Here is a 26,217-nt window from a genome sequence, read left to right as displayed (position 1 = left end):
GCGGAAGGGTTCTCGGGGGAGTGTCAGGAATTGTCGTAGTTGCTGAGCGCGAGCTCGAGCAGCGCCTTGGCCTGCTCGCGCAGCATCACCGGCTCGATGATCTCGGCATCCGAGCCATAGTGCAGCACGTCCATCAGCAGCTCGCGCGAGACGCTGTACGGCACCTTCAGCTCATAGCGGCCATCGGCCAGGAAGCGGCCCTGCTGCTTGGAGTGCCAGTGCTCGTCGGCCACCCAGCGCGCGGCCTTGGCGCTGAACAGGATGGTCGCCCAGCCCTTCGGCGCGCCGGAGAAGATGCCATAGCTGGCGCCCAGCTGCTCGTCGAGCTCGCTGTCGGCAACATCGCGCGCGGTGCTGTCGATCACCCGCGCCTTGTGGATGCGGTCCACGGCGAAACTGCGCAGGGCCTCGCGGTCATGGTCCCAGGCATCCAGGTACCAGTTGTCGCGGTAGTGGGTCAGGCGCTGCGGCGACACCGTACGCCGGGTCGGCTCGTCGGTGGAGCGGGCGCGGTACTCGAATGCCAGCTGGCGGCGCTCCAGCACGGCCGAGGCCACGCTGCGGAAGCTGCCTTCATCGAACTTGCGGCCGCGGTGCGGGATCACCCGGACGCGGTCGACCGGCCAGCTGGAGACGCCGGCCTGGGCCGCCAGCAGGCTTTCGATGCGCTGCTGCAGCGGCGCCAGCACCGAGGACAGCACGCCGCCGCCGGTCCGCGCCAGCAGATGCTGCGAGGCCAGCAGGGCGTGCAGCTCCTCCGAGCTCAACCACAGGCCGGGCAGCTCGAAGCGGTCGCTCTCGTCGGCCTGGTAGCGGAAGCCCGCCTCGCCGTCACCCTCGATCGGCGCCATCAGCGCGTCGCGCAGGAAGGCCAGGTCGCGGTAGACGGTGGCACGGGAACAACCGAGCTTGTCCTGCAGGGTCGCCACCGTCACCGGATAGCGTGCGGACTTGAGCAGACGATGCAGGGCGGTGATGCGTTCGTATCGGTCCATGCCCCCGATTATGTCCGAGTCGCGGGTCTTGTGTGGGACGTTTGGGCTATCGTGGTCGCCCCCACCCCCACTGGAATGCCCGATGCGCCGGTTGCCTGCCCTGTCCCTGCTGGCCTGCCTGCTGCTGGCCGCCTGCGATCGCGCGCCCCTGCCGGCCAGCACCGAAGCGCCGGTACCGGCCGCCGATCCGGCACAGGCGGTGCTGGGCGCCAGCCAGCGCTTCGCCGCGCTGCGCAGCTTCCATGCCGAGCTGGAGGTGCTGGGTGCGCCGCAACCGGTGCGCAGTTCCCTGGACTTCGTCGCCCCCGACCGGTTCCGGGTACAGACCCCGGCCGGGCCGCAGACGATCATCGGCGACACCATGTTCCTGCAGGCCGACGGTGCGGTCCGCCAGGTACCGACCCCGCCGGGCCTGCTCGAACAGTGGCGCAACCCGCTGCCGGCCGATGCCCTGCCCGCCGGGCTGCAGGCCGAGGATCTGGGCAGCCAGCCCCTGGACGGGGTCGAGACCCGTCACTACCGCCTGCGCGGCGCCCAGGCCGGCGAACGCCTGGAGTACTGGGTGGATGCGCAGGGACTGCCGCGGCAGATCGTGCGCAGCGGCAGCAGCAACGGCCGCAGTTTCCAGCTGCGCCTGCGCTATTCGCGCTTCAATGACCCGGCAGTGCGCGTCGATCTGCCCTGAATAGGCGATCGCGGCAACGTTCGCTGAAGCGAACATTGAATCGATTCGGACGGTCGTCACGCTTCCAGTATCATCACCGGCTGTTAACCGCTTCGGAGAAGCCTCGATGTCCCTGCGCGTGTCCCTGCTGATCCCCCTGCTGCTGTGCGCGCCACTGGCGTACGCGCAGGATGCCTCCGAACTGGCGGCGATGTCCTCGCCGTGGAGCGGCAGTGGCGGCGAGCTCGGCTTCGCCTCGGCCCGCGGCAACAGCAGCACCGAGAGCTTCAACGGCCGCCTGCGCCTGCGTTACACCGATGGCGATTGGGTGCACAGCATGGACCTGTTCGGCCTGCGTTCCAGCTCCAAGGTGAGCGAGACCAACGCCGACGGCAGCACCACCCGCCGCAACAACACCACCGCCAACCGCTACACCGGCAGCGCCGGCAGCGCGTTGCAGCTGGGCGAGCACCGCCAGCTGACCGCGACGGTGCGTACCGAGCGCGACGACTTCGCCACCTACGACCGCCAGAGCTCGTTCGGTCTGGGTTACGGCACCCGCCTGTGGAACACCGAGCGCTTCTCCTTCGACGCGCAGATCGGCCCCGGTGTGCGCCGCACCCACAGCACCGAAGACGACCGCACCCGCACCGGCATGATCGGCCGCGGCCTGTTCGACCTGAAGTATTCGCTGACCGACAACACCGACCTGGTCAACACCCTGCTGGTGGAATCGGGTTCGTACAACACCTTCGGCCAGAACGACTTCGGCGTTTCGGTGAGCATGAACGAGCACCTGGCGCTGAAGGCCGGCTGGCAGGCGCGTTACAACAGTGACGTGGCCGAGGACAAGCGCAAGACCGATACGCTGACCACGATGAACGTGGTCTACAAGTTCAAATAAGCAGAACGGGCGCCCAGGCGCCCGTTCTCCTTTCTGTAGAGCCGGCCGCTGGCCGGCAAGCCCGGCAAGCCCGGCAATGCTCAGACGTTCAACAGCTCGCCGGCGCCATCATCCAGCAACTGCCTGGCCACGCGCTGGCCCAGCGCGTCCGGGTCACTGGCCGGGCCCACCGCCTCGGCGCGCACCGCGCGGCCATCACTGGCACTGCCGACCAGGCCCTGCAGGTGCAGGTCGTCCCCCTGCCACTGCGCGATGGCCGCCACCGGCACGTGGCAGCTGCCATGCAGCGCACGGTTCATTGCCCGCTCGGCTTCCACGCAGGCCCGGGTGGCCGCGTCATCCAGCGCGGCGAACAGCGCCATCAGGCGCGTATTGCCACCATCGCATTCCACCGCCACTGCCCCCTGCGCCGGTGCCGGCAGCCACTGCGGCGGCTGCAGGCGCGCGACGATGCGCGCTCCCAGGCCCAACCGCTCGAGCCCGGCCACGGCCAGCACGATGGCGTCGTAGCCGCCGTTGTCGAGCTTGGCCAGCCGGGTATTGACGTTGCCGCGCAGGTCCAGCAGTTCCAGGTCCGGGCGCAGCGCGCGCAGCTGGGCCTGTCGTCGCAGCGACGACGTACCGACCCGCGCCCCGATCGGCAGCGCGTTCAACGAGGCATACAGGTTGGAAACGAAGCCGTCGGCGGGATCATGCCGGGTCAGCATCGCCGGCAGCGCGAACGGCGCATCCAGTTCCATCGGCACGTCCTTCAGCGAGTGCACCGCGCAGTCGGCCTCACCGCGCAGCATCGCCAGCTCCAGCTCCTTCAGGAACAGGCCCTTGCCGCCGATCGCGGCAAGCGAGCGATCCAGCACCTCGTCGCCGCGGGTACTCATCGGCACCAGTTCCACATGCAGGCCGGGGTAGGCCTGGCGCAGGCGGTCGGCGACGTGTTCGCTCTGCCAGAGGGCGAGCGGGCTCTTGCGGGTGGCGATGCGGACGGTTTCCATCCAGTCATTATCGCGCCTATCGGCGGCATACGGCCAACGGCGGAGCCCCTCGTGGCTGGTGCGTCGGCTGGATCTATCGCGCTTGGCCGGGCGGGGTGGGTTCGCGGGGGACGCCGTGAATCCGTCCGTGGAGGCTTGGCCGCGGCATCCATGCTGCGGACACCCCCGCGAACCCACCCCGCCCGTCCTCTGACAGTTTCCGTGCGCGCCAGCCACGGAAGATCAAAAGAAAAAAGCAGAAGCAAAGGCAACAGCCGATGACTTCCGGGGTCAGATCCCTTTTCCGCAGGAAAAGGGATCTGCCCCCCCTTTCCCCACCCGATAACACCAACGCCTTTGCTGCCCGATGCAGTGGAGAACGAGAGGGTTGGGCCGGGGTGGGGTGGTGGGACCGTTGGCGCCATGGATGGCGCCATCGAGCCCCCATGGATGGGTTTACGGCGTGTCCCGCCATCCCACCCCGGCCAGACCCAGCACGTAACAACAACGAGCCGACCAACCTGCTGTTGCTGTTGCTGTTGATCTTGATCTGTAAGCAGTCGCGGCCGCAGGCCGCGCGGAACCTCACAGATGCCGCAGTTCCTGCTTCAGCGTCGCCACGCAGCGGCGGCTGACCTCCAGCGGTTGCTTGCCATGCCGCAGCACCGCCTGCACCTGCCCACCCGAGCCACGGCGCAGCTCCACCAGTTCGTGGCGTGCCACCAGGCAGTTGCGGTGGATGCGGATGAAGCGGCTGGCGAACTCCTCCTCCAGCGACTTCAACGATTCCTCGATCAGGTCCTCGCCGCGCGCGTGGTGCACCACCACGTACTTCTCCTCGGCCTGCAGGTAGTGGATGTCATCCAGCGGAATCAGGCGCAGGCTGCCGCGCAGGCGCGCGCACAGCATGCTGCGGGCCTGCTGCCCGCCGCTGTCCTGCGGCTGGCCGTCACGGCCGGCCAGGAAAGTGCGCGCCCGTGCGATCGCCGCCGCCAGGCGCTCGGCACGCACCGGCTTCATCAGGTAGTCGATTGCCGCCGCCTCGAAGGCCGACAGTGCATGCGCGTCGTAGGCGGTGCAGAACACCACCGCCGGCCGCGGTTCGAAGCTGGCCAGATGGCGGGCTGCCTCCAGGCCGTCCAGCCCGGGCATCGCGATATCCAGCAGGACCAGGTCCGGCTGCAGCTCCGCGCAGGCGTGCAGGGCCTGCTCGCCGTTGCCGGCCTCGGCCACCACGTGCACGCCCTCCTGCGCCGCCAGCAGGCTGCGCAGGCGTTCGCGCGCCAGCGGTTCGTCATCGGCGATGACTACCCTCACGATCATTCCCTCACTGGATCGGCACTGTCACCTGGCAGGCATAGTAGCCCTCGCTCCAGCCAGCCGTCATCCGCGCGGCGCTGCCGAAGCGCCAGGCCAACCGATGGCCGATGCTGTGCTGGGCATGGCCGGCGCCCCGCGCCAAGGCCAGGCCAGGGGCCTGCGGATCCGGCGCGGGATTGCGCACGCGGATCTGCAGTTCCTGGCCTTCGCGCAGCACCTGCAGCTCGATGGTGCCGCCTTCCGGCAGGCGCGAGATGCCATGCAGCACGGCATTTTCCACCAACGGCTGCAGCACCAGCCTCGGCAATGGCAGGTCCCACGGCAGCGGCTCGTCACGCTGCCAGCGTACCTGCAGGCGCTCACCCAGGCGCAGCGATTCGATCGACAGATAACGCTCTGCCAGCTCGCATTCGTCGCGCAGGGTGGAATCGCCCTCGCCTGCCCCCAGCGCGGCACGGAACAGATCGGACAGGTCCAGCACCGCGCGCTCGGCCACGGCCGGGTCGCGATGCAGCAGGCTGGCGATCAGGTTCATGCTGTTGAACAGGAAATGCGGACGGATCCGCGCCTGCAGCGCATCGGCCTGCGCGCGCGCGTTGGCCTGCACCTGCGCGGCCCAGCGATCACTCACGTAGAAATAGCGCAGGGCCAATGCGGTGATCAGCGCGGTGGTTGACGCACTGCCGAGGGTGAAACGCCAGAAACTGATGCCGCTGGCGAAGTTGTCTCCCAGCACGGCGTACAACGCATGCACGATGCCGGCGCAGACTACGGCGATGAGGCTGGCCAGTGCGATCGCCGCGGCCGCACCCAGCACCTGCGGCAGCCTCGACAGTGCCTGCCGCAGCAGGCACAGGCTGGCGGTGACGGCCAGCGCCAGCCACAACGCGAAGCCGCTGGCCGACAGCAGTTCACCGAAGGTCCAGTGGCGGCTGCCATCCGGGGCCAGCGCCAGCACCACCACCACCAGCTCGGCCAGGCCGAGCATCGCCGCCAGCCGCGGCAGGCGGCACAGTTCCGGCATCCACGGCGGCGTGCTGGCCGGCGGCATGGCTCAGGCAGCGCCCAGCCGTTCCTGCAACCAGTCAGCCAGCGCCTGGATCTCCTCGGCGCAGACCTGGTGGGCCATCGGGTAGCTGTGCCATTCCACCTGCAGGCCGAGTGCCGCCAGCGCCTCCGCGCTGTGAGCGGCCACTGCCTGCGGGATCACCGGATCACTGCTGCCATGCGCCATGAACACCGGCACCTGCACCGCGCCTTCAACCCGCTTGGCAGCTTCGGCTTCAGGCAGATAGGTGGACAGCGCGATCAGGCCCGCCAGCGGCGCGGTGCGCGACAGCGCAGCCGTGAGGATGATGGCGCCGCCCTGCGAGAAGCCCGCCAGGAAGATCTGCTGCGGCGCGATGCCGCGCTCGATCTCGCGGGCGATCAGCGCGTCCAGCTGCAGCACCGATTCCTGTACGCCGGCCATGTCGGCACGCGAACGGAAGTCCATGCCGACGATGTCGTACCAGCCACGCATCGGCACGCCGTTGTTGATCGTGATCGGCCGCACCGGCGCGTGCGGGAACACGAAGCGCAGTGCCGGCCAGTGCGGGCGCACCAGTTCCGGCACGATCGGCGCGAAGTCGTGGCCGTCGGCGCCGAGGCCATGCAGCCAGATCACCGACCACTGCGGCGAGGCGCCGGTCTCCTGTTCCACCGTTTGCAGCATGATGCGGCTCCTTCAAGTTCGAGCCGCATTATGCCGCTGGCGCGGGGCGATCAGTACAGCGGCGGTTGCTCGGCCGCTTCCCTTCGCAGCTGCGCGGCGCGTACCAGCACCGGCGGCGGGATGTTCTCCTCGGGGATGTCGAGCAGGCCGAGGCGGTGCAGGAAGGCACCCGGGCCACGCGAGGAGGTCAGCGCCACCACCGGCACCGCCAGCACCATGCCGATCACCACCGGCGCCATCCAGGCCGCCAGCGACGGCGATACCGCCCAGGCCAGCAGGCCCATGAAGGCACCGAACACACCCAGGCCACCGTAGCCGCGGATCAATGCCAGCCAGGAGATGCCGCCGTCGTCGCGCTGCTGTGCATCCCAGCCCGAGTCACGCCCGGACAACACTTCGGCCACGCCGCGCGACTGCACGTACATCACCACCGGTGCCATCAGCGCGGCCAGCACGGTCTCCACCAGCATCGAAACGAAGGCGCGGATCGCGCCACCGCAACCACGGCGGTCAACCGGATCCAGCAGCATGGCCAGGTAGCCGAGTACCTTGGGCAGCAGCAGCACCGCCATGGTGGCGGCGAACAGGCGCACCACCTGCTCCTCGTCCTGGGCGCGCCAGTACACGCTGGGGGACAGGTGCAGCAGGGCGTTGAAGTCGATGCCGCCCTGGAACAGCGGAATGGCGATGCCGATCAGCATCAGCATCGCCCACATCGGCGCAGTGAAGTAGTGGCCGATGCCGATCAGCATGTGCGTGCGGCTGATCCAGTGCAGACCGCGGCTGCCGACCACCTTGCCGTGCTGCAGGTTGCCCTGGCACCAGCGGCGGTCGCGCACCAGCAGGTCGGTGAGGGTCGGCGGGCCTTCCTCGTAGCTGCCACCGAGGTACGGCACCATGTGCGCGGCCCAGCCGCCCCGGCGCATCAGCGCCGCTTCGACGAAATCGTGGCTGAGCACGTGGCCACCGAATGGCTTGCGACCCGGCAGCGCCGGCAGGCCGGCGTGATCGGCAAACGCACGGGTGCGGATGATCGCGTTGTGGCCCCAGTAGTTGCTCTCGGCGCCGTGCCACCAGGCTACGCCGCGGGCGATCACCGGCCCGTACACGCGGCCACCGAACTGCTGCATGCGCGCGAACAGGGTGCGGCCACCGATCACCGAGGGCAGCGTCTGGATCAGGCCGACATCGGCGTTGTGTTCCATGCCGGCGACCAGGCGCACGATGCTGTCGCCGGTCATCAGGCTGTCGGCGTCCAGGATCAGCATCTGCGGATAGGCACCGCCGAAGCGGCGCACCCAGTCGGCGATGTTGCCGGCCTTGCGCCCGGTGTTGTCGCCACGACGACGGTAGAACAGCCGCGCCTGGCCATCCGGCACGCGCTCGCGCAGCTCGGCGAAGACCTGCTCCTCGGCGTGCGCGATGTCCTCGCGGCGGGTATCGCTGAGCACGAAGAAGTCGAAGCGATCCAGCTGGCCGGTGGCCGCCACCGATTCGTAGATCGCCTGCAGGCCAGCCAGCAGGCGGCGCGGGTCTTCGTTGTAGGTCGGCATCAGCAGCGCGGTGCGGCTGTGCACGGTCGGCAGCGGCTTGTCCGGGTCGATGCCGAGGCGGTAGCCACGATCGAACACGGCGGTCAGGAAGCCGGCCAGGGCGCTGGCGAAGGACAGCGCGATCCAGGCGAACAGGCCGACGAACAGCACCAGCAGGCAGGCCTCGAGCACGCTGATGCCATTGGCCGACAGCACCCGCCACATCATCCGGGTGGCGATGGCGGTCATGCCCAGCGTGCCGCCAAAGATGTACAGCCGGCGCAGGCCGATCAGGCGCGGCGAGGTACGGTGCCGGCGGACCTTCAGCTGACCCTGGCGCAGGGTCTGCTCGGGCATCTGCAGTGGCGATTCGTCAGGCAGCAGCGTCCAGCCGGCGTCGAGCCGGGGCGCTTCCGCTTCCGCGTGGATGGTTTGCCCCCCCATCAGCGCCTACTCCCCACGGTCGGCACGGCCGGCCGTCCCGGCCGGGCTGCATGCACGAAGGTTCCCGGCGCGCCTTCCCGGCGCCCGCACTTGTCCTGGCTGTGCCGGCCCTTGGCCGCACAGTCGATGTCTGTCACTACCGGAACCCACACGATCTCCAACGGGGCGGAATCGAAAATGCGGCCCAGTCTAGGGTGCCGGATGTAAGCCGGGTGCGAAGGTCTACGCCGGGATTTGTCCCCATTCAGCAAACAGCAGGCGACGACCCGCCGGCAATCGGGATGTCACCACATCTCGACAGGTACTGGATCGTAACAAACGCGAACAGTTATCATTCCATTAACCAGGCAGGTCGCCGTCTCCCGGACGGCCCAGACCCACCCAGCTGCGCCGGTCCGCACCGCGCGCCGACGACCCACGGAAGGGGGGCTGCCTGCTGTCTGCCTGCGCCTGCTGCTTCCAACGGGTCCCTCCTCCCTTCATGGAAGCCGTCATGTCCCTGCCGTCCCGTTCCGTTTCCGCGCGCCTGCCGCGCACCCGCCTGGCCACTGCCCTGGCCACCGCCTGCCTGCTCGCCCTGCCCGGCCTGGCCGCCGCCGAGGCCAGTGCCGACGCCTCCACCAAGGATCTGGACACCGTGGTGGTCACCGCCTCGGGCAACCAGCAATGGATCAAGGACGCGCCGGCCAGCATCAGCGTGATCAGCCGCGAGGACATCGAGCGCCAGCCGGTGCACGACCTGGCCACCCTGCTCAGCCGCGTCCCCGGCGTCACCGGCGGCCTCAGCGCTGCCGGTGAGCAGTCCAAGATCAAGCTGCGCGGCATGCCGTCCAACTACACGCTGGTGCTGGTGGACGGCAAGCGCATGGGCAGTTCGGCCTCGACCAACTACCGGCCCGATCTCGGCCGCCAGGACCTCAACTGGATCGCACCGGACCAGATCGAGCGCATCGAAGTGGTGCGCGGGCCGATGTCCTCGCTGTATGGCTCGGACGCCATGGGCGGGGTGATCAACATCATCACCCGGCGCATCGGTGATGAATGGAACGGCAGCGCCACCCACAGCTACACCCGCCCCGGCGACAGCAAGCGCGGCGACACCCAGCAGATCGGTGCGACGTTCTCCGGCCCGCTCGGCGAGCGCTTCGGCCTGCGCATCGGCGCCAACAGCACGCGCCGCGATTCGGACCGCTCCAACGGCGGCGTCTATGGCAACGCCTATGCCGGCGAGAAGGACCGCAATGTCGACGCACTGCTGCAGTGGAAGCTCAGCGACGCGCAGGAGCTGTCGCTGGAAGCCGGCCACGGCGTGCAGCAGGCCTTCATCGATGCCTCGCTGGAAAAGCAGGACGAAGCTGCCTGGGGTGCCAGCGAACTCAAGCGCAGCTCGCTCGCGCTCAACCACGATGGCAAGTGGCGCTTCGGCAACTCCAAGCTCAGCGCGTACTGGACCGAGTACAAGAACGACATCGGCGCCACCGGCCGCTCCGAGGCCACCGATACGATCATCGAAGGCAGCCTGACCACCCCGTTCACCCTTGGCGTCGAGCACCAGTTCGCGGTGGGCGGCCAATGGAAGCGCCAGGAACTGACCAACACCGACATCATCGGCCAGGCCCCGATCGACTATGCCGGCAATGCGGTCAACGGCTCCACGCTGCAGGTCGATACCTGGGCGCTGTTCGTCGAGGACGAACTGAAGCTGCACCGTACCCTGGCGCTGACCGTCGGTGCGCGCCTGGACCACCATGAAAAGTTCGGCAGCCACGTCAGCCCCCGTGCCTACCTGGTCTGGCATCCGGCCGAACAATGGACGATCCGCGGTGGCGTCTCCAAGGGCTTCCGCGCGCCCAGCCTGACCGAGAACTCGCCCAGCGCGGCCACCCAGTCCGGCGGCCGCGGCTGCACCTCGCTGATCCCGCTGGGCTACACCCGCGGCGGCTGCTACATGGCCGGCAACCCGGACCTGGATCCGGAGACCAGCACCAACCGCGAGATCGGCATCAGCTTCGACAACGAGCGGATCGACACCGGCCTGACCTACTTCCATACCGACTTCAGGAACAAGATCGAGTACGCGCCGCTGGGCCGGTTCAACGGCATCTGGTGGACGCGCATGAGCAACGTGCAGCGCGCACGCACCAGCGGCATGGAAGGCAACTTCAACGTCCGTTTCGGCGAGCACTGGCGCTGGCGCACCTCGGCGACCTGGATGAAGGAAGCCAAGAACCTGACCACCGGCCGCAACCTGATCGATACGCCGGAATTCTCCGGCTACTCGTCGCTGGACTGGACCCCCGGCACGGCATTCTCCAGCAGCCTGTCGGCGCAGTACACCGGCAAGCAGACCGGTACCGCCACGACCTTCCTCAAGGCCTACACCCTGTATGACCTGACCGCTGCGTGGAACGTCAACGAGGTCCTGACCCTGCGCGGCGGCGTCAGCAACCTGGCCGACAAGAAGCTGTATGCCGAAGGCTCCACCGACTACTTCGTGGCCGGGCGCAGCTACTTCATGAGCATGACCGCGCGCTTCTGAGCCGCGGCGCGCGCCGCGATCGCGCTGGCGACAGGCCAGCGCGATCGGCGGTGTTGCGGGTTACTCGCTTTCCAGCGCGGCCGGTGCCGCGTTCCGCGTGGCGGCCGTGCGCGCACGGTCCATCGCCACCGCCAGTTGCTGGCGTGCGAGCAGTTGTTGTGCCTGCACCACTTCAGGTGTCGGCAGGAGCACCGGTCCCGGTGCGTTTTCCGGTGTAGCAGGTGTGGTCATGCAACCTCCATGGACATCCCGCCACCGCACGGATTCAGCTGGGGCGGCAGCGGAACTGCGCACCCTATCCTAAAAACAAGGCGGATGGGTGACGGTGCGGCGCCCGGCCGCAGCTCCACACCGCCCTCGGCGTCACATTTTTGACGCTTGGGACTGGCCCCCTGAACCGTCCGGCCGATACCATGTAACCGTTTTCCCACAAGGACGTATCCGCCCATGAATGCCATCGATCTCTCCCGCTTCAGCCCGAAGTGGCAGTTCCGCTTCACCTTCTTCCAGCAGCACGGCGCTCCCAAGGAGCCCGGGTTCAAGCAGGCCTGGAAGGCGCTGTCCTTCGGCGATCGCCTGAAGGTCAACATCAACTTCTTCGCCTTCTTCTTCGGCTTCATCTACCTGCTGATCCTGGGCATGTGGCGCAAGGCCCTGGTAGTAGTCGGCATCACCTTCGCACTGGCCATCGTCACCCTGTTCCTGCCGGACGTAGTGGCGCGCGCAGTGCTCATCGCCCTGAACTTCCTGGTCGCCTCCAGCACCAACTACAGCTATTACCTGGAACAGGTGAAGGGCAAGGCCAGCTGGAACCCCTTCGAAGGCATGTTCTGAACCCTCCGCGCTGCCGGGCCTGACCCGGCACGGTCGTGGCCCGCAATGACAACGCCCGGCCTTGGCCGGGCGTTGTCATCTGCGCAGGTGCAGGCTCAGGCAGCGCGGCGTGCCACGGCCTGCGGCCCGGCCTGCAGGCGGAAGCGCGAAACCGCCACCGCCAGCTGTTCGGCCTGCTCTTCCATTGCCCGCGCAGCGGCACTGGCCTCTTCGACCAGCGCGGCGTTCTGCTGGGTGGTTTCGTCCATCTGCACCACGGTCTGGTTGACCTGCTCGATGCCGGCCGACTGCTCGCGCGATGCCGCCGAGATCTCGGCCATGATTTCATTGACCCGGCCCACCTGGCCGACGATCTCCTGCATGGTGCGGCCGGCGCCGTGCACCAGCTGGGCACCGGCACCCACCTGTGCCACCGAGGCGTCGATCAGCTCCTTGATTTCCTTGGCCGCACCGGCCGAGCGCTGTGCCAGCGCGCGCACTTCGCTGGCGACCACGGCGAAGCCGCGGCCCTGCTCGCCGGCACGGGCCGCCTCGACCGCGGCGTTCAGCGCCAGGATGTTGGTCTGGAAGGCAATGCCGTCGATCACCGAAATGATCTCGGCAATGCGCTGCGAGGACGCTTCAATCTGCTCCATGGTCTGCACCACCTGGCTGACCACCTGCCCGCCTTCGCTGGCGACGCCGGCGGCAGAGCCGGCCAGGGTATTGGCCTGCAGCGCGTGGTCGGCGTTCTGGCGCACGGTGGAGGTCAGTTCCTCCATCGACGCCGCGGTCTCTTCCAGGTTCGCGGCCTGCTGTTCGGTGCGACGCGAGAGATCGCTGTTGCCGGCAGCGATCTCGCCGGCGGCCAGGCGGATGCTGGCCGCCGACTGCTGGATCTGGCCGACGATCGACGTCAGCTGCTGCACCGTGCTGTTGGCATCGTCGCGCATCACCGCGAACACGCCGTGGAAGTCGCCCTGCATGCGCAGGCTGAGGTCGCCAGCGGCAATCGCGCGCAGCAGCGTCGACAGCTCGGCCAGGTTGTGGTCGCTGACCTGCATCATGGTGTTGAGCGTCTCCACCATGCGGCGGAAGTCGTGGTCGAAGTGCAGCGCATCGCCACGCACGGCGAAATCACCGGCAGCCGCGGCGGCGGCCAGCTGCTGGATCTGCTCGTTGATCGCGCCCAGGTTGTTCTTGGTGGTGGCCATCGCGGCGGTGAACACCGCCTTCTCGCCCGGCAGCGCTTCCATGTCCACGCTGAGGTCGCCCACGGCATAGCGCTGCATCACCTCCACCAGGCGCTGGGTGACGGCATTGCTGGAGGCCACCAGCTGGTTGCTGTCGGCCACCATGCGGCCGTACTCGCCCGGGAACGCGGCCGCATCCATGCGGTAGCTGAGCTCGCCGGCATCATGCCGGCGCGCCATCTCGGCCTGTGCGGCCATCACCGCCTGCAGCTGTCCGCGCATGCCCTGCATCGCCTCCAGCAGGCGACCCACTTCATCATTGCTGCGCGCCGGCAGGGTGCTGTCCAGCTTGCCGGCGGCGACGTCACCGGCCACCCGCACCGCTTCGGCCAGCGGGCGGATCGCCAACCGCCGCAGCAGCACATACACGCCGGCACTGAGGGTCAGCGCGGCCACCACGCCGACCAGCAGGGTCAGCCACAGCAGCTGGCGCGCTTCGGCAACGATCACCGCATGCGGCATCACCACGCCCAGCGCGAAGCGCTGCGGGGCATCGCCCACGCGCAACGGCACGTACACGCGCACATTGCCGGCGGCATCCGGGGTGAAGGCCTCGAAGCGGCGGTCCGCAGCGATATCGGCCAGCATGCTGCGGGTCAGCGCGTCGCTGCGCGGCTTGCCGATTTCGGCGGGATTGGCCGACGCCAGCACCACGCCCTTGGGCGAGAGCAGCTCGACGCGGCCGGCCCCCATCGGCTTCAGCGTGGCCAGGTGCTTCTGCAGGGCTGCCAGCGAGAAGTCGACGGTGAACACGCCCAGGAACCTGCCGTTCTCGATGATCGGCGTGCTCAGCGTGCTCATCAGCACCTGCTGGCCACCAATGTCATAGGCGTAGGGTTCGCTGACCTTGGGCAGCTTGTCGCGGCTGGGCACCATGTACCAGTCACCGGACCCGTTGGCGGTCTCGGTGTAGTCGGTCATCGGCGACTGCTGCGGCTTGCCGTCCTGCCAGGCCCAGTAGCTCATGTAGCGGCCGGTGGCGTCGTGCGCCTCGGTGTTGACGAACGCAGCGTCCTTGCCGTCGAACGCGTCGGCCTCCCACATGGTGCTCTTGCCCAGCCATTCCGGATGGGTGCGCAGCTGTTCGCCGAGCACTGCCGCCAGGCTGGCGCGATCCGGCACGTCGCCACGGGCGCGCTGGGCAAGCACCGCTTCGACCATTGCATCGTTGCTGGCGAAAGCGGTGCCCAGATCCGCCGCGACCTGGCGCGCCTCGGCATTGGCTTCGCTGGTCATGGTCTGGCGCGAAGCATTGATCAGGCTGGCGCTGGCCTGGCGGTAGATCAGGAACGCGGTCAGGCCGAAGCACAGGAGCGCGATCACGGCGGTGCCCAGCATCAGCTTGTGGGCGATGCTGCCCGGACGGCGGGCAGCGGCGGAACGGGAAGAAGGCATGGGAGGGTCCGCAAGGCAGTTCAGGACGACCGGCACCGCGAGGGCACCGCGCAGGCGCGCGATCCGTCGCGCAGGCCACCGGCGGCCGGGTCGCGCCCGGCGCTGGAAGCGCACCGGGTTAGCGGCCGCCCGCCAGCGAGGTTGAGGCGACCCGTCTACACATTCCTGAACACGCTCAGGGTCGAGTCAGCCACCCAGCCCGGCCGCGCCCTATTCGGCCACGCGGTCCTTGATCCATTCCGCCCGCGGCAGCACTTCGATGCTGCCCGCGGCGTACTGCTGCAGCACGTCGTCCGGACCGAAGCGCGGCTGCCATCCCAGCTCGCTGCGCAGGCGGGCGCTGTCGTAGACACGGTCGACGCTCAGCGGAAGCGGCCAACCGCGGCGCTCGAACTCGGCCAGCAGCTGCGGCACGCGCCGGGCCAGCACGTGGCGTGGCTGCGTGGCCAGTTCCAGGCAGTCCTCGCGCCGGAACGGCGTCGGCGCACAGGCGATGTAGCGAGCGAACGCCGCACCCGCGTCAAGCAGCAGCGCGGCATGCGCGCTGGCCACATCCCGCGCATCGATGCCACGGTGCAGGCGGAACATCGCCATGCGCTCGGGCGGCTCCGGGAAGCAGCGGCCCATGCGCAGCACGCGCACGCTGAACTCGGCTGTCGCTGCCGCTTCAGCCAGGGCCTCGGCCTGCAGCTTGGTGCGGTGATAGACCGTACGCGGCAAGGGTTCGGTGTCCTCGTCGATCCAGCGGCAACCGCCGGCCACCACCGCGTGGCCGTACAGCGCGGTGGTGCTGGTCAGCACAAAGCGCCGCGCGCCGGCCTCGCGCGCTGCCTGCAGCAGCTGTGCGGTGGCCTCCACGTTGATCTGCTGGAACACCGCATCCGGCACCAGGCCAACATGCGGGGCGTGCAGGGCGGCGGTATGGATCACCGCATCGACGCCGCGCATGGCGCGCTCCACGGCCTGGCGATCGGTGACATCGGCAATGATGCGCGTGGTGGCAAACGGGCTGCGGTCCAGCCCCACCACTTCATGGGCAGCCGCCAACGCACCGAAGATCGCGCGCCCGATCCGCCCGGAACTGCCGGTCAACAGAATCTTCATTGAGTCCATTCACTCGAAGCGCCCGGGAACTACCGGGATGCCTCGATTCTAGGCATGCCGCCGCGCATCTGCGATAGCGCCTCCCGGCAAATGTGCATTCATCGCGACGACTTCATCGCGGCCAGCAGTTGCCGTGCGATGAACAACGGATCGTCGCCGCCCGGTGTATCAGGCATGACACCGGTCCGCTCCCAGTTGCCGCCGGTGCGCAGGTTGATCGGCTGCCGGTCCGGGATGCTGATCTGATAGCCATCGGGCAGCAGCACAGGATCATCGAACAGGTGCGCGGCGCCGCCGCTGCGGCTGCCGACGATACGCGCACGGCCGAGCGACTGCAGCGAGTAGGCCACGTACTCGGCCGCCGAACCGGTGCGGCGGTCGATCAGCACCACCAGCGGCTGCAGGTACAGCGGCAGGCTCGGCGGCGGCAGCGCCACCGGGGTACGCCGTCCGCGCTGCTGCAGTGCCTGGACCTCGGTGATGGCGGGTTCCAGCAGCGTGCGTACCAGCAGATCCGCACTGCCATCGTCGCCGCCGCCGTTCTGGCGCAGGTCCAGTACCAGCCCATCGGTATCGGCCAGCAGGCTGAACGCTGCCGCCAGCTTTGGCCGGGCCAGGTCGAGCGGATAGAAGGTGCTCAACCGCAGGTAGCCGATGTTGCCCTCCAGCACCCGCACCTCACGCACGCCCGCCGCCGTGCCGCGGGCATCCGCGCGCCAGGCCATCAGCCAATCGTCCTGGCCGGCGCTGGCATCGACCCGTTCCACATGGAAATGGCCATCGAATACATCCAGGTCCTGGTTCAGGCGCGCGCTGAACGCCTTCGGGTCCGCGCAGCTGTCCGCGTAGCGCTGCTGGCGCGACCAGCCGCGCAGCGTTTCGGCAATGCGGGCGCCTTCGGTCACGTCCAGGTACTGCGCCTGTATCGCCGTGGCGGCGGCCTGCAGCACGGCGTCCTGAGCCGGGCAGGACGCCGCCAGCAGCCCGCCCAGCATCCACGCAGCCAGCATGAGCGTCCCCCTTCATTGAAGATATGTAAGGGCTTATATATCATCACGCACATGGATCTCCAACACGCCACCCTGGGAACCCTGCTGCGCGCCCTGCTCGACCAGCTCGACCCGGCGGTCGAGCTGGCCTACCGGGACCTTCAGCTGGATTATCGGCCACGCTACACCCCGGTGCTGCGCACGCTGATGGCGCGGGGGCCGTGCCGCATCAAGGATCTGGCCCACGCCTGCGGGCTCAGCCATTCGGCGCTCAGCCAGACGGTGGCGGCGATGGTGCGCGACGGCTGGCTGCATGCCGCCACCGGCGAAGACAGCCGCGAGCGCATCCTGCAGCTGAGCCCGCGAGCGTTGCAGGCCCTGCCGGCGCTGCAGGCGCAGTGGCAAGCCACCGCGCGCGCCGCGCGCAGCCTGGATGCCGACCTCGGGCAGCCGCTGCAACAGGTCCTGCGCCAGGCATTGCAGGCGCTTGAGCAGCGCACGTTCGCGCAGCGCCTGCAGGACGCGTCGGCAGCGCAGCACGACCGCGACTGATCCGCTTGCGCGTGCGCAAACGCCGGCTTCCGCTGCATCTGCTGCAGGCGCAGGCCAACACCGATTCAAGCGGTTGATTCATTCAATTGCGTGATCGAGCCTGCGCGCTCCTTCCCCTTGGAGCCTTCCCATGCGCACACCCCCTGCCCCGCTCAGCCTGGCCGAGCGCGACCGCCGCTGGGCGGTGGCCCGCGACATCATGGCCAGCGAGCGGCTCGATGCACTGGTCGTGCACGGCGACCGCGAAGCGGCGGCGCCGGCGGGCTTCTCGCCCGACTGCTACTTCACCAATGACCGCCCCGGCTCGATCGTGGTGTTCGTCGGTGATGCCATCCCGCGTGTATTCACCTTTGCCTCGCTGATGATCGCCGACCACCTGCAGGCCGGCCTGCGCGGCGACCTGCAATGGATCGCGCCGGAGCAGCTGTGGGTAGGCAAATCAGGCCAGGAGGTCGGCCGCTGGCTGCAGCGGTGCGGCCTGCACGCGGCACGCATCGGCGTGCTGGGGCTGGAACCCTACCCGCCGTTCTACTTCGATGGCGCACTGCCCGCGCGCACCCTGCAGGGCATGCAGGCCGCCGTGCCTGCGGCGGAATTCATACCGGTCTACCGCGCCTTCTTCCAGCGTGCCTCGGTAAAGAGCCGGGAAGAGCAGGCGCTGATCGCGCATGCGGCGTGGATCGGTGAATCGATGAGCGAGGCACTGCGCGCCACTGCCCGTCCGGGCGTGTCCGAGGCCGAGCTGATCGCCACGGTGACCGCCACCTGTTTCTCGCTGGGCGGCTACACCGCCGAAGTACTGCTCGGCTCGGGCCCGGAGTACGTGGGCTGGGGGCCGCCGGCGTGGCAGTACCGCGCACAGCCGCCGCGCATCCTGCGCGAAGGCGATCTGGTCCTTTCGGAGATCTTCGCGCTGTATGGGCTGATGGAAACCCAGCACCAGGCGGCCGTTGCGATCGGCGAGGTGCACGATGACATCCACCGCGCCGCCGCCGTGGCACGGGCCAGCTACGAGGCGGGCCTGTCCGCCCTGCGCGTGGGCAATACCTTCGGCGATGTCGTCGACGCGATGGAGGCGCCGCTGCTGGAAGCGGGTGGCTGGCACGTGCACCCGCTGGTGCACAGCCTGAACCCGTATGGCCCGGTCGGCTTCGGTCGTGCGCCCGGCATCGAGGCATTGCCGGAAGCCGCGCGCTATGCCCACATCGCGCCGTTGCCGACGGTGGGGCGCGAGCTGCCGCTGCAGGCGGGCATGTGCTTCGCCTTCGAGCCCAACTGTGCGTTCGGCCGGCACATGGCCAACATCGGCGGAACCGTCATCGTCGGCGAACAGGCGGGTGATGCGCTCAATGAAAACTCAACCTGGCTGATGCAGGCCGATGCCTGAGTCCATCGCCCATCTGCAGACACCGGCGCGGTAGCGCGCCGCCGAGACACGCAGCGCACAGACCCGGGCGCGGTTGCTGCAGGCCGGGCTGCAGTTGTTCAGCGCACTCGGCGTGGACGGCGTGCGCACCCGCCAGCTGGTGGACATCGCCGGCTGCAGCCAGTCAGCCATTCCCTATCACTTCGGCGGCAAGCGGGAGCTGTATGCCGCGGTACTGGAGCGTGGCGCGCAGGCCATCGCCGATCGGCTGCCGTTGCCGGCGACACCTCCCAACGATGTGCAGCAGGCCGCGCGGCAGCTGCAGCAGTTGATGCGCGCATTCGTCATCGCACTGCTGTCGGTACCGGACGCAGGACCGCGCACGCTGCTGCTGGCACGCGAGCAGATCCAGCCGACGGCCGCGTTCGGCACCACCCATCGCGTGTTGTTCGAACCGCTGCATGACGCGCTGGCGCGCTGCGTGGCCTGCCTGCGCGGCGCCGACGCCGGCTCCGCCAGCGTCGAGACGCTGCTGCGCACCCACGCCCTGCTCGGCCAGGCGATCGTCTTCGCGGTCTCCCACGGTGCACTGCGGGCACGGCTGGGCGAAGACGCCGCCGCGGCGGATGCAGAGACCATCGCCGCGGTCGTCAGTGGCATGGCGCTGGCCGCGGCGGCGGCGGCGCCCGCCTGAATGGCCGTGCGGTCAGGCCTGTGCGCAGGCCACGTGAAGACTGCGGCACGGATGGCGACCTGGACTTAGCGCGCAATGCCCAAGCATGGGCGTTGTCGTTGATGACGACCACGTCCATACAGCAGGAGACCGCACATGCCTGACCAGACTCCCCAGCGCTCCACCCGGGGCTTCGCCTCAATGGACGAGGACAAACAGCGCGCGATCGCCGCCAAGGGCGGGCGCGCCGCGCATGCATCCGGCAACGCCCATGAGTTCAGCCCTGCCGAGGCACGCATCGCAGGTCGCAAGGGCGGCGAAGCGATCAGCCGCAATCGCCAGCACATGGCGGCGATTGGCCGCGAAGGCGGCCATGCACGCCACGCCAATGCGCGGCAGCAGCAGGCACAGCAGAACGAGGGTAGCGCGGAACAGCACAGCGTAGAGCCGCGGCAACGCCAGCAGGGATGAAGGCAGCGCGGTCAGGCCGCAAGGCGCTGCCGATGCAGGCCCACGGCCGCGAGCAGCGCCAGCGCACCGGCCGCCGCCATGGCCCAGCCGAAGCCGCTGGCCATCGCGCTGCGGTACCAGGCCAGCACCTGCGGCGCGAGCTCTGCCGAGGCCGGTTGCAGGATCACCCCGCGCGCCTGTGCGGCCAGTCCCGGTTGCCCCGCCGCGTGCGCGGATGCGGCGAACTGCTGCACCGCGCGCAGGCTCATCAGGCTGCCCAGCAATGCGATTCCCACGCTCATGCCCGCCTGGCGCAGGGCATTCATGGTGGCCGATGCAATGCCAGCACGCTCAGCCGGTACGCTGGCCATGACCGCCATGCCGGTCGCCGGCACCGCCAGGCCCATTCCGATACCGAGCAGCATCAGCAGCACGCTGCTGTATCCGCGCACGGTGGCCGGCTCGAACGTGGCCATCGCGCACAGCGCAACGCCCGCCAGCACGTAGCCCGACACCAGCGCCACGTGCAGCCCCACGCGCACGACCAGGCGACCGAACAGCAACGAGACCGCACCCATCAACACGAACTGCGGAACCAGCTGTGACCCCGCCCGTGCAGCGCCGTACCCCTGCGCCTGCTGGAAGAACAACGACAGGAAGAACAGGCTCGCGTAAGCGGTGAATCCAAGTACGAACGAGGCCAGGTTGAGCATGCCGAAGCGGCGGTCTACAAACAGGTCCAAGGGCAGCAGTGGGCGTGCCACGCGCTGTTCGACGATGCCGAACAGGACCATCCCGGCGCCGGCAATGCCCAGCGCCAGCAGGGTCACCGGCGCCCGCAGGCCGTGTTCGCCGATCGCGATGAGGGCATAGCTGAGCGCGCCCAGTGCGACGATGCTGAGCACCTGCCCGGCCGGGTCCAGGGCTGCATGCTGCGGATGCCGCCGCTCGGGAATGCCCCAGGCGCCGAGCGCCAGCGCGAGCATGCCCAGCGGCAGGTTGATCAGGAAGATGCTGGGCCAACCCACGCGCTGCACCAGCACCCCCCCCAGCAGTGGGCCGAGTACCAGCGCCAGCGCACTGAACGCCGACCAGCCACCGATCACGCGTGCACGTTGATGCGGCTCGGGAAACGCGTGGCTGAGAATCGGCATCGCGCTGGGAATCAGCAGCGCACCGGCAACGCCCTGCACCGCCCGCCCTGCGACCAGGGTCCACAGGTTGCCGGCGCAGGCACACAGCAGCGACCCCAGGGTGAAGGTGGCCACGCTGAGCAGCCACATCCGCCGATGGCCGTAGCGATCACCGAGCGGACCGGCTGACAGCATCAACGCCGACAGTGCGATCGCATAGGCATTGATCACCCACTGCAGCCCGGCCATGTCGGTCCGCAGCGCCTGCTGCAGGGTCGGCAGCGCCACGTTGACGATGCTGATGTCCAGCGAGGCGAGAAAGGTGCCGAGGTAGGCCGCCAGCACCAGGGCCGGCCGTTGGAAGCGCTGCATGCAGGGATCCCGGGGGAGGATGTGGGCGCATCGTAGCCACTGACTGACCGTCGGTCAATGACTGGCGGTCAGTCAATGCCTGAGGCCCGCTAGAATGGCGCTCGTCGCACCCGGACCTTGCCCACCATGCAGACCCCAGCTGTCGCCAGGCCTCGCACCAAGCCTGCGGAAACCCGCCAGGAAGAACTGATGGATGCAGCGCAGGCGCTGTTCCTGGCGCAGGGCGTGGAAGCCACCACCATCAGCGACATCGTCGCTGCGGCCGACGTCGCCAAGGGCACCTTCTATACCTATTTCGCCTCGCGCAGCGAGATCCTGCAGGCACTGGCGCAGCGCTACACCCGGCGCTTCATGCAGGACGTCGACCGCGCCGTGCAGCAGCAGCCCGGCAATGATGGCGTGGCACGCCTGCGCGCGTGGATCCGCGCCAACATCGAGCTCTACGTGCAGTCGCACGCCCTGCACGATGTGGTCTATGCCAACCATCACCACCAGCAACGCGGCAATGCCGAGCGCAATGCGATCCAGCAGCAGCTGCTGGACATTCTCGAGGCCGGCATCAGCACCGGTCAGTGGCAGCTGCCGGCTCCGCAGGTCACCGCCTCGCTGATCTATGCCGGCGTGCACGGTGCCACCGACGACCTGATCGCCTCGCCCGCGCAGGACGCCGATGCCTTCATTGCCGCCGTGGTGGATGCTTGCCTGCGCATGGTCGGCGTGCAGGTTGCGCCGGTGGGCAACGGCAAACGCCGCTGAGCTCCAGGCCGCCGCTCAGGCATGGGCGAGGATGTTCAACAGCCGTCCGAACGGATCGCGCACGAAGAAGCGGCGCACGCCCCACGGCTCGTCGGTCGGGCCGTACTCCAACGCGATGCCGGCCGCACGCATGCGCTCCAGCACCTGCTGCAGGTCGTCCACTTCAATCGACAGGTCCGGCACGGCGGTGCCTGAGCCTCCCTCGCTGGCGAAGCTGACCTGCGCCAGCGCAGTGCCCTGCCCGCCGTGGGTCACGATCCAACCATGGTCCATCACCACCGGCATGCCCAGCAGGTCTGCATAGAAGGCCGCAGCCCGCTGCGGATCCGGCGTGGCAATGTTGGCAACAACGCGCTTGACGGCCATGGCAGTGCTTCTCTCCCGAACACCCGTCGAGACTACCGCATCGTCGTTCGCAGCAATGCCTCAACAGAAGAGCCCCGTCGATGACGGGGCTCCTGGATCACGCGCAGCTCACTCAGCGCGACTCACCCCCCCATGCACAGGTCGACCACGCAGGTGTTGTAGGCCTGCTGGCATTCGCCTGCATCGGCACCGCTGGCCAGGCACATCTGGTAGGCCCGCCAGCACGGCTTGTCGCAGGGCTCGACCGGTCCTGCCACCGCCACCGAGCCGGTGCATGCCAATGCAAACAGCGCCCCTGCGATCACTTTCCTGATTACGCGCATCACCATCACTCCTTGATAAGCCTGGTGAGCCCAGGCCGGCTCACGGTAGCGGGGCGACCGGGAGACGGAGTGAACGCAGCTGTCACCAACGCTTAACCTGTTCACAAAATTTCCTTCACACCACTGGGGGTGATCCGCCTGCTGCGGGGTTAACGGCCTTTGATGTCCGTCACTCAAGGAAGTTGCCCGATGAATCACCCGCTGTACGGCCGTTCGTCCCATTCCCGCTCCCGCTCGCCGCTGCACAACCGCTTGGCGTTGGCAGTCACCTGTTCAGTGCTGCTCGCCACTGCGCTGCCGGCCATGGCCAGCGAACCCGTCGACACCTGGCAACAGCAGCGCCGGCTGCAGGCGGCCTGGGCACAGCCCAGCGTGGTCGTGTCCAGCGCGGCGCCGGCCAGCACGGCTGCGGCGAACGAGCCCGGCCTGCTTGGTCGGCCGGGCGATGCGGCCAGCTGGCGCAGCGATGAATTCAATGCAGACTGGGGCCTGGGTGCGATGGGCGCCGACTACGCCTATGCACGCGGGCTGACCGGCCAGGGGGTCCGCCTGGCGTTGTTCGACACCGGTTCCGCATTGGCCCACCCCGAATTTGCCGGCCGCAATACCTCCAGCATCACCATCGGCCCCGCCTGTGCATCACCCGGCACCGTCGGTGGAAGCGGTGCCTGCAGCCAGACCCAGGGCGATCAGCCGGGCTACCAGTACACCGATTTCGACAGTGGAATCCGCGCATCCGAAGTGACCCGCCTGATCGGGCTGGGCGTGGACAACGGCTTCAGCTACGCCGACCACGGCACCCACGTGCTGGGCACTATCGGCGCCAACCGCAACGGAACCGGCATGCATGGCGTTGCCTTCGGTGCCGACCTCACTGCAGCGCGCGTGTTCGGCGACGCCTACTACACCTGGCGGCTGGACCCGGACAACTATTACCGTCGCAAGCTGGTCGAACGCACCGATCCTGACGACGCCGCCACGCTCGACATGTACGCACAGCTGCAGGCACAGGGCGTGCGTGCCATCAATCACAGCTGGGGCATCTCGACCCGCAACATGACGGTCGCCGCACTCGATGCGCAGTACGCGGCAATCGGTGATGGCTACGGCGTGTACGGAAGCATCTACGAAGACCGTGCCGGCGCGCCCGCCTCGCAGCTGATCCAGGTCTGGTCGGCCGGCAACGGCAGCGGCGCCGTCGCCGGCATCACCGCCGCATTGCCACGCTGGAAGCCGGAGATCGAACCGTACTGGCTGGCCGTGGCCAATGTCCGTCAACCCGATCGCGCCGCCGGCGAGACCGACTACGTGATCGACGACAGTTCCAGCATCTGTGGCGCAGCCGCCAACTGGTGCATCTCGGCGCCTGGCACCGACATCGCCAGCACCATCATCTCCGGCCAGATCCTGGGACGGCTGGAAAAGACCCCCGATCACGTGCGACTGCTGATCGACAGCGAGACACCCGAGTACGGTTACGGCCTCAAGACTGGCACGTCGATGGCGGCGCCGCACATCACCGGCGCGCTCGGCCTGTTGATCGAGCGCTTCCCCTACCTCGACAACGCGCAGGTGCGCGATGTGCTGCTGACCACCGCGCGCGACCTTGGTGCCGCCGGCATCGACCCGGTCTACGGCTGGGGCATGGTCGACCTGCGCAAGGCGATCGAAGGGTATGGATCGCTGCGGGTGGACACCCGCGTGGTGATGAACCAGAAGGCCGGTGGCCTGAAGGTGTGGCAGGGCGATGCCTGGGATGACTGGACCAATGACATCGGCGGCCCCGGCAAGCTGACCAAGGCCGGCATCGGCTGGCTGCGGCTGAGCGGCAACAACAGCTTCAACGGCGCCGTGCTGCACGAAGGCACGCTGGAGTTGAACGGCGCCAATGCGCTCAGCTCGGCGGTCGAGGTGCAGGGTGGGCAGTTCCTGCTCAACGGCAGCCTGGTCACCACCGCACTGACCACCACCGGCGGCACAAGCACCGTCAGCGCCACCGGCGTGCTGAAGGACAGCAACCTGAGCGTCATCGGCGGCGTGCTGTCCTTCAACGGCACGCAGACCGGCGGCACCACCACGGTCGGCGCCAACGGCCTGCTGAAGGGTGTTGGTACGCTGGGCAGCACCCGCGTCGACGGCACCATCGCACCCGGCAACTCGATCGGCACGCTGACCATCAACGGCAACTATGTGCAGGGCGCAACCGGCGTCTATGCCGCCGAACTCGCGCCGGGCGGTCGCAGTGACCAGCTGCACGTCACCGGTACCGCCACCCTTGGCGGCACCCTGCTCGCACTGCCGGAGCCGGGCACCTACTACCTCGGCGAGCAGTTCAACTTCATCCGCGCCGACGGTGGCATCAGCGGCCAGTTCGCCAAGGCCGACTTCAGTGCGTTCTCGCCGTTCCTGCAGTTCAGCCTTGCCTACACCACCAATGGCACCCGCATCGACGTGGCCCGCGGTGCCACGCTGGCCAGTGCGGCCAGCACGCCGAACCAGCGCGCGGTGGCCACCGCCGCCGACGCGCTGGCGATCGACCAGGGCCTGCCCAAGCCGCTGACCCAGCTGTTCCCGCAGCAGGTTGGCGCCGTGCTCGACGGCCTCGGTGGCGAGCTGCATGCGGCCACCGCGCTGGCCCTGGTCGAGGGCAGCCGCGCACTGCGCGATGCTGCCCTGTCGCGGCGTGCCGGCAGCGCCGCACCGGGTACCGGGGCAGGCGATGCCAGCGGTGCATGGGTGCAGGCGCTCGGTGGCAACAACAGGCTGGATGGAAATGCCAATACCGCGCGCACCGAGGCCAACAGCAACGGCATGCTGCTCGGCTTCGACCGCGAGTTCTCCGGCTGGCAGGTCGGCGTGCTGGCCGGCGCCGGTCGCACCGATGTGAAGCAGCAGGAACGCCGCGCCAAGTCCAAGATCGACAACACCCACTTCGGCGCCTATGCCAGCCACAGCTGGGGTGGCTTCGGCCTGCGCGGTGGCGTCGCGTGGAGCAGGCACAAGGTGAGCAGCACCCGCGACGTCGTCTTTGCCGGCTTCACTGACAGCCTCAGCGCGCGCTACAACGCGCACACCCGCCAAGCCTTCATCGAAGCGGGCTACCGCTTTGGTGGCGTGGAAGCCAGCATCGAACCCTACCTGCAGGTGGCACGGGTGGACGTCGATGTGAAGCAGATCAACGAGCGCGGCGGCGCCGCTGCCCTGCACGGCAGGGTGGACGATACCGGCACCACGCTCGCCACCGCCGGCGTGCGCTTCGACAAGGGCCTGAAGGCGGCCTTCCAGCAGGACAGCTGGCTGCACCTGCGGGGTGGCCTGGGCTATCGGCGCGCCTCGGGCGACCGCAACCAGGTGGCCAACCTGGCCTTCGCCGGCGGCACCACGTCGTTCGCCGTGGAAGGTGCCCCCATCGCCGACAACGCCGTGGTGGCCGAGCTGGGCCTGTCGGCCTGGTTGACCCCGCGGCAGCAGCTGGAGCTGGGCTACAGCGGCCAGTTCGGCAGCGAGAGCCGTGACCACGGCGCCAACGCGCGCTGGTCGATCCGCTTCTAGGCCCGTGTTCGCTTGACGGTTTGGGGCGGCCCGATGG

The 26,217-nt window shown here is 68.6% G+C and carries 23 protein-coding genes; 10 read left to right on the top strand and 13 right to left on the bottom strand.

All coding sequences use genetic code 11. The annotated features are described in order from the left end of the window. Positions 1-23: 23 nt before the first annotated feature. Positions 24-995, bottom strand: coding sequence for a YafY family protein (locus Q0P60_RS09415; RefSeq protein ID WP_110713816.1), 972 nt, complete (start codon positions 993-995; stop codon positions 24-26). 82 nt (positions 996-1,077) lie between these two features. Between Q0P60_RS09415 and Q0P60_RS09410 the strand changes: the two genes are divergently transcribed. Then, the gene (locus Q0P60_RS09410) at positions 1,078-1,680 is read left to right on the top strand and encodes a hypothetical protein (protein WP_294991677.1); all 603 of its coding nucleotides are present in this window, start codon (positions 1,078-1,080) and stop codon (positions 1,678-1,680) included. Between the two features lie 106 nt (positions 1,681-1,786). Then, positions 1,787-2,563 carry a DUF481 domain-containing protein gene (locus Q0P60_RS09405; protein ID WP_294991674.1) on the top strand — a complete coding sequence of 259 codons (777 nt, stop codon included), beginning with the start codon at positions 1,787-1,789 and terminating at the stop codon, positions 2,561-2,563. An 80-nt stretch (positions 2,564-2,643) separates the two neighbouring features. Here the strand turns inward: Q0P60_RS09405 and hemC are convergent, their stop codons facing one another. The 5 genes from hemC to mdoH form a co-directional block, all read right to left on the bottom strand. Continuing rightward, on the bottom strand, positions 2,644-3,555 hold the full coding sequence (gene hemC, locus Q0P60_RS09400) for a hydroxymethylbilane synthase (RefSeq protein ID WP_294991670.1): 912 nt from the start codon (positions 3,553-3,555) through the stop codon (positions 2,644-2,646). Between the two features lie 564 nt (positions 3,556-4,119). Continuing rightward, positions 4,120-4,857 (bottom strand): LytTR family DNA-binding domain-containing protein, encoded by a 738-nt coding sequence (locus tag Q0P60_RS09395; RefSeq protein ID WP_294991666.1) that lies wholly within the window; start codon positions 4,855-4,857, stop codon positions 4,120-4,122. Positions 4,858-4,861: 4 nt separating this feature from the next. Beyond that, positions 4,862-5,905, bottom strand: a complete 1,044-nt coding sequence (locus Q0P60_RS09390) for a sensor histidine kinase (protein WP_294991662.1) — start codon at positions 5,903-5,905, stop codon at positions 4,862-4,864. Between the two features lie 3 nt (positions 5,906-5,908). After that, the gene (locus tag Q0P60_RS09385) at positions 5,909-6,568 is read right to left on the bottom strand and encodes a dienelactone hydrolase family protein (RefSeq protein ID WP_294991659.1); all 660 of its coding nucleotides are present in this window, start codon (positions 6,566-6,568) and stop codon (positions 5,909-5,911) included. Positions 6,569-6,618: 50 nt separating this feature from the next. Further along, on the bottom strand, positions 6,619-8,544 hold the full coding sequence (gene mdoH, locus Q0P60_RS09380; RefSeq protein WP_294991656.1) for a glucans biosynthesis glucosyltransferase MdoH: 1,926 nt from the start codon (positions 8,542-8,544) through the stop codon (positions 6,619-6,621). 493 nt (positions 8,545-9,037) lie between these two features. On the opposite strand from mdoH, the gene Q0P60_RS09375 reads away from it, so the two are divergent. Continuing rightward, complete coding sequence (locus Q0P60_RS09375) at positions 9,038-11,083, top strand: TonB-dependent receptor (RefSeq protein ID WP_294991653.1); 2,046 nt, start codon at positions 9,038-9,040, stop codon at positions 11,081-11,083. A gap of 60 nt (positions 11,084-11,143) precedes the next feature. On the opposite strand, the gene Q0P60_RS09370 is transcribed toward Q0P60_RS09375, so the two are convergent. Then, positions 11,144-11,314, bottom strand: a complete 171-nt coding sequence (locus Q0P60_RS09370) for a hypothetical protein (protein ID WP_294991650.1) — start codon at positions 11,312-11,314, stop codon at positions 11,144-11,146. Positions 11,315-11,530: 216 nt separating this feature from the next. Here Q0P60_RS09370 and Q0P60_RS09365 point away from each other — a divergent pair, with 216 nt between their 5' ends. Further along, a complete protein-coding gene (locus Q0P60_RS09365) occupies positions 11,531-11,917 on the top strand; it encodes a DUF2628 domain-containing protein (protein WP_294991647.1) in 387 nt (128 codons plus the stop codon). 95 nt (positions 11,918-12,012) lie between these two features. Here Q0P60_RS09365 and Q0P60_RS09360 read toward each other — a convergent pair whose 3' ends face one another. From Q0P60_RS09360 to Q0P60_RS09350, 3 genes are all read right to left on the bottom strand, one after another. Next, positions 12,013-14,544 (bottom strand): methyl-accepting chemotaxis protein, encoded by a 2,532-nt coding sequence (locus tag Q0P60_RS09360; protein WP_294991644.1) that lies wholly within the window; start codon positions 14,542-14,544, stop codon positions 12,013-12,015. 210 nt (positions 14,545-14,754) lie between these two features. Further along, positions 14,755-15,648: an NAD(P)-dependent oxidoreductase gene (locus Q0P60_RS09355; RefSeq protein ID WP_294991641.1), complete on the bottom strand. Its 894-nt coding sequence runs from the start codon at positions 15,646-15,648 to the stop codon at positions 14,755-14,757. 98 nt (positions 15,649-15,746) lie between these two features. After that, positions 15,747-16,658 carry a S41 family peptidase gene (locus Q0P60_RS09350; RefSeq protein WP_294991637.1) on the bottom strand — a complete coding sequence of 304 codons (912 nt, stop codon included), beginning with the start codon at positions 16,656-16,658 and terminating at the stop codon, positions 15,747-15,749. 51 nt (positions 16,659-16,709) lie between these two features. Here Q0P60_RS09350 and Q0P60_RS09345 point away from each other — a divergent pair, with 51 nt between their 5' ends. From Q0P60_RS09345 to Q0P60_RS09330, 4 genes are all read left to right on the top strand, one after another. Continuing rightward, complete coding sequence (locus Q0P60_RS09345) at positions 16,710-17,189, top strand: MarR family transcriptional regulator (protein WP_294991634.1); 480 nt, start codon at positions 16,710-16,712, stop codon at positions 17,187-17,189. A 130-nt stretch (positions 17,190-17,319) separates the two neighbouring features. Next, positions 17,320-18,576: a M24 family metallopeptidase gene (locus Q0P60_RS09340; protein ID WP_294991631.1), complete on the top strand. Its 1,257-nt coding sequence runs from the start codon at positions 17,320-17,322 to the stop codon at positions 18,574-18,576. Between the two features lie 73 nt (positions 18,577-18,649). Continuing rightward, entirely contained in the window at positions 18,650-19,249 is a 600-nt protein-coding gene (locus tag Q0P60_RS09335) for a CerR family C-terminal domain-containing protein (protein ID WP_294991628.1), read from the top strand. A 135-nt stretch (positions 19,250-19,384) separates the two neighbouring features. Further along, positions 19,385-19,699, top strand: coding sequence for a KGG domain-containing protein (locus tag Q0P60_RS09330; RefSeq protein ID WP_294991625.1), 315 nt, complete (start codon positions 19,385-19,387; stop codon positions 19,697-19,699). Positions 19,700-19,710: 11 nt separating this feature from the next. On the opposite strand, the gene Q0P60_RS09325 is transcribed toward Q0P60_RS09330, so the two are convergent. After that, on the bottom strand, positions 19,711-21,183 hold the full coding sequence (locus tag Q0P60_RS09325) for an MFS transporter (RefSeq protein ID WP_294991622.1): 1,473 nt from the start codon (positions 21,181-21,183) through the stop codon (positions 19,711-19,713). Between the two features lie 126 nt (positions 21,184-21,309). Between Q0P60_RS09325 and Q0P60_RS09320 the strand changes: the two genes are divergently transcribed. After that, positions 21,310-21,939: a TetR/AcrR family transcriptional regulator gene (locus Q0P60_RS09320; protein WP_294991618.1), complete on the top strand. Its 630-nt coding sequence runs from the start codon at positions 21,310-21,312 to the stop codon at positions 21,937-21,939. Between the two features lie 15 nt (positions 21,940-21,954). On the opposite strand, the gene Q0P60_RS09315 is transcribed toward Q0P60_RS09320, so the two are convergent. Next, positions 21,955-22,305 (bottom strand): VOC family protein, encoded by a 351-nt coding sequence (locus Q0P60_RS09315; protein WP_294991615.1) that lies wholly within the window; start codon positions 22,303-22,305, stop codon positions 21,955-21,957. Positions 22,306-22,427: 122 nt separating this feature from the next. Then, on the bottom strand, positions 22,428-22,628 hold the full coding sequence (locus Q0P60_RS09310) for a hypothetical protein (RefSeq protein ID WP_294991612.1): 201 nt from the start codon (positions 22,626-22,628) through the stop codon (positions 22,428-22,430). Positions 22,629-22,817: 189 nt separating this feature from the next. On the opposite strand from Q0P60_RS09310, the gene Q0P60_RS09305 reads away from it, so the two are divergent. Next, positions 22,818-26,180 (top strand): autotransporter domain-containing protein, encoded by a 3,363-nt coding sequence (locus Q0P60_RS09305; protein ID WP_294991609.1) that lies wholly within the window; start codon positions 22,818-22,820, stop codon positions 26,178-26,180. Positions 26,181-26,217 lie beyond the last annotated feature (37 nt).

The sequence above is a fragment of the uncultured Stenotrophomonas sp. genome, assembly GCF_945952405.1.
Taxonomy (GTDB): Bacteria; Pseudomonadota; Gammaproteobacteria; order Xanthomonadales; family Xanthomonadaceae; genus Stenotrophomonas.
The sequence above is the reverse complement of the archived record's forward strand: the minus strand, read 5'-3'. Positions and strand labels throughout refer to the sequence as shown.